The following is a 3,411-nucleotide window of genomic DNA, read 5'->3' on the forward strand; positions in this document are numbered from 1 at the left end:
ATAATTCCTACCTCAGTTTCCGCGCACTGTTAACATTAAGATGATATACAGCCCCTGTTTCTGATAGTATTTAAACGCAAATGAGTAATACAAAGCGGATTTACAGGATGTTTTATGCACTTCTTAACAATTACGTAATAATCTGTTAACATTCTGGTTGCATCAGACTGTTTCCTTTGCACCTGTAAATACTTACATACAGTTTATGAAATCATTCTTTACGCTACTAGCTAGCTTTCTTGTAATTCTGTGCTACAACGCGCACGCACAGGTAACTACTGCTGTAATTTCGGGTAAAGTATCTGATCAGGGTGGACAAGCCATTCCCGGTGTTACAGTAGTAATAGTAAATAACAGCACCGGCGCCAAATCCGGTGTACAAACCAATACCGACGGCCGCTATAATCTGCCCAACCTTAATCCAGGCGGTCCTTATACTATTACTGTTTCATTCATTGGATATAAGAAAGAAGAAAAAACAGATGTTAACCTCGGACTGGGAACCACCAGTTTCAACTTTAAATTACAGGAAGAATCAACTGCACTGAGCGAAGTTGTGGTAACCGGCAACGCCGGCGCGGGCAAATCCGGCACCAGGGTAGGCCAGGATCAGATCAAAGCGCTCCCTACACTGAGCCGCAGCCTCCAGGACCTCACTAAAGTAACTCCCCAGAGCAACAACAACTCCTTCCTGGGTACCAACTACCGTTATAACAACGTAACTGTAGACGGCGCCATCAACAACGATGCTATTGGCTTCAGTCCTTCCCTGGGCGGCCAGAGCAACACCAGTGGTCAGCCGGGAAGCAGTACCCGTACCAACCCCGTATCAGTAGATGCGATCCAGGACATACAGGTATTACTGGCTCCATTTGATGTAAAGGTGGGTAACTTCCTCGGTGGTAGTGTGAACGCTGTAACCCGCAGCGGCACCAACGAAGTACACGGCTCTATCTACGGATTTGGCCGTAACGCTTCCATGGTAGGTAAAAACAACGCCGGCGACGGTTCTAAACTTCCCAGCGATTTCCATGAATATCAAACCGGTGTACGCTTAGGCTTCCCCATCATCAAAAACAAATTATTTTTCTTCACCAACGAAGAAATTACCCGCCGTGTAGACCCGGTGATCCTCGGTGCAGGTTCTGCTGATGGCGGCGGTATCTTAACAGAAAAAGATGCAGCTGATATCACTGCCCTGATGAAAACATATGGCGTAGATCCGGGTACCGCTGGTAACACCAGTATCTATTCCAACTCCAACAAGTTCTTTAACAGGATCGACTGGCATATCAACGATAAACACCAGCTGGCTATCCGTAATAACACCATCACCTCTGAAGCCACTAACCTGGAGCGCGATCAGCAAAACTTCCGTTTCAAAGGCATCGACTTCAAACAGGTAAATAACCAGTCATCTACCGTAGCGGAGCTGAAAAGTAATTTCAGCAGTACTTTGTCCAACACCCTGATCCTCGGTTATTCCAATGTACACGACTACAGGGATCCATTGTCTGATCCTGCCACACCACAGATCCAGATCAAAGGAAGAACCCCTGGTTCTACCATCTTCCTGGGTACCGACCGTGAAGCCAGTATCTTCAACATGAAACAAAAAACATTTGAAGTAACTGATAACGTAACCCTGTTCAAAGGAAATCATACTATTACCCTGGGTACACACAATGAGTTCTACAACATCACCTACGGTTTTGTAAACTCCTGGAATGGCCGCCTGGATTATAACAGCATCGAAGATTTCCTGAATAATAACCCGGCACGTGTACGTGGTAACTATAATTACACCAACAATTCCCGTGATTATATCATGGCTAATCCTCCCGCACAATTCAAAGCAAACCTGCTGAGCGTTTACGGACAGGATGAGATCCAGCTGACAGACCGTTTCCGGATTACACCGGGTATCCGCCTCGATTACACCGGCATTCCCAACAAACAGCCATTGAGCGATAAAACCATCAAATCTCCGGAAGATCCTAACTATGGTAACACCTACAGTTATACCAAACCAAAGGACATCAAAAACGACTTCCTGAACAACGTACAAATTTCTCCGCGCTTAGGCTTTAACTACGATATTAAAGGCGATAACAGCCTGGTACTGCGTGGCGGATCCGGTTTATTCACCGGTCGTATTCCTTTCGCATGGATCGGTTATGCTTACTATAACAATGGTGTTACTTACGGTGCTTACGATCAGAAAAATACCAAACCGTTTGTTAATACCCCACTGCCTGCAGCAAAACCATCTGCTAACGGCATCGCAGACTTCGCGGCACAGAACGGCGTAAATGTAAATAATGCAGCCGGCGCTACCCAGGTAGATATGATCGATAACAACTTCAAAATGCCGCAGGTATGGAGAAGCAGCCTTGCATTGGATTATACTACGCACGACCAGTGGAAATTCTCTATTGAAGGTATTTACACCAAAGTAATTAAGGACCTGATGTTCCAGCAGGTAAACCTGGCAGATAATCCTACTTACTTTGCATACGATGTAAACAAGCAGCAGCCTATTTTCTCCGGTTCCAAGATCAATCCTTTATATACTAACGCTTACCTCTTATCCAACACTGATAAGGGTTACCGTTACAGCATCACCGGCCAGGTATCCAAAACGTTCCCTTTTGGTTTGAACTTCATGGTGGCTTACACTTATGGTCAGGCAAAAGATATTACCAATGGTATCCGCAACTCCATGGAATCGAACTGGCAGCTGAACCAGGCGCTGAATCCTAACAGCCCGGGACTGGCTTACTCTAACTTCGATATCCGTAACCGCATTGTTGCTACTGTTGCTTACAAACAGGATTGGGGTACCAAAGGTAAATGGGTTTCCAACTTCTCCGCCTTCTTCAATACTTCTTCCGGAACACCGTTCTCTTACGGTTTGGTAAACGCTACCATCAACGGAACACCTCAACAGGTGAGCCTTACCTACATCCCGAAAGATATAGCTGAAGCTACCAACTTCTTTACTGATATAGCAGGCGGACAAACAGCCGCGCAACAGGCTACTGCTTTCATGAGTTATGTGAACAGCAACAGCTACCTGAGCGGACGTAAAGGTCAGTTCACTGAACGTAACGGCGGACGTACTCCATGGAATACACAGGCCGACTTCCGTTTCGCACAGGACTTCAACTTCCAGGCTGGTAAAAAAATGCACACTATCACATTAACTTACGATATCGTGAACGTTACTAACCTGCTGAACAAAGACTGGGGTATTCAGTACTTCACGCCTAACACCTTTAACTCAATGGCGAGCGTTGGTTTAAGCCCAACCGGTAAAGTGGTGAATAACTATCCTACTTACACCTTCAGCACTCCGGGCGCTCCTTATTCAAAAGACTTTTTTGCATCCCGTCACCAGATGCAGCTGGG

At 45.9% G+C, this 3,411-nt stretch carries 1 protein-coding gene; it reads left to right on the forward strand.

Annotated elements, in window-relative coordinates; genetic code table 11:
• Positions 1-205: 205 nt before the first annotated feature.
• The coding region (locus tag VN105_RS15920) for a TonB-dependent receptor (protein ID WP_325642517.1) at positions 206-3,411 on the forward strand (3,206 nt) is incomplete at its 3' end.

Source organism: Chitinophaga sp., from assembly GCF_035564935.1.
GTDB lineage: Bacteria > Bacteroidota > Bacteroidia > Chitinophagales > Chitinophagaceae > Chitinophaga.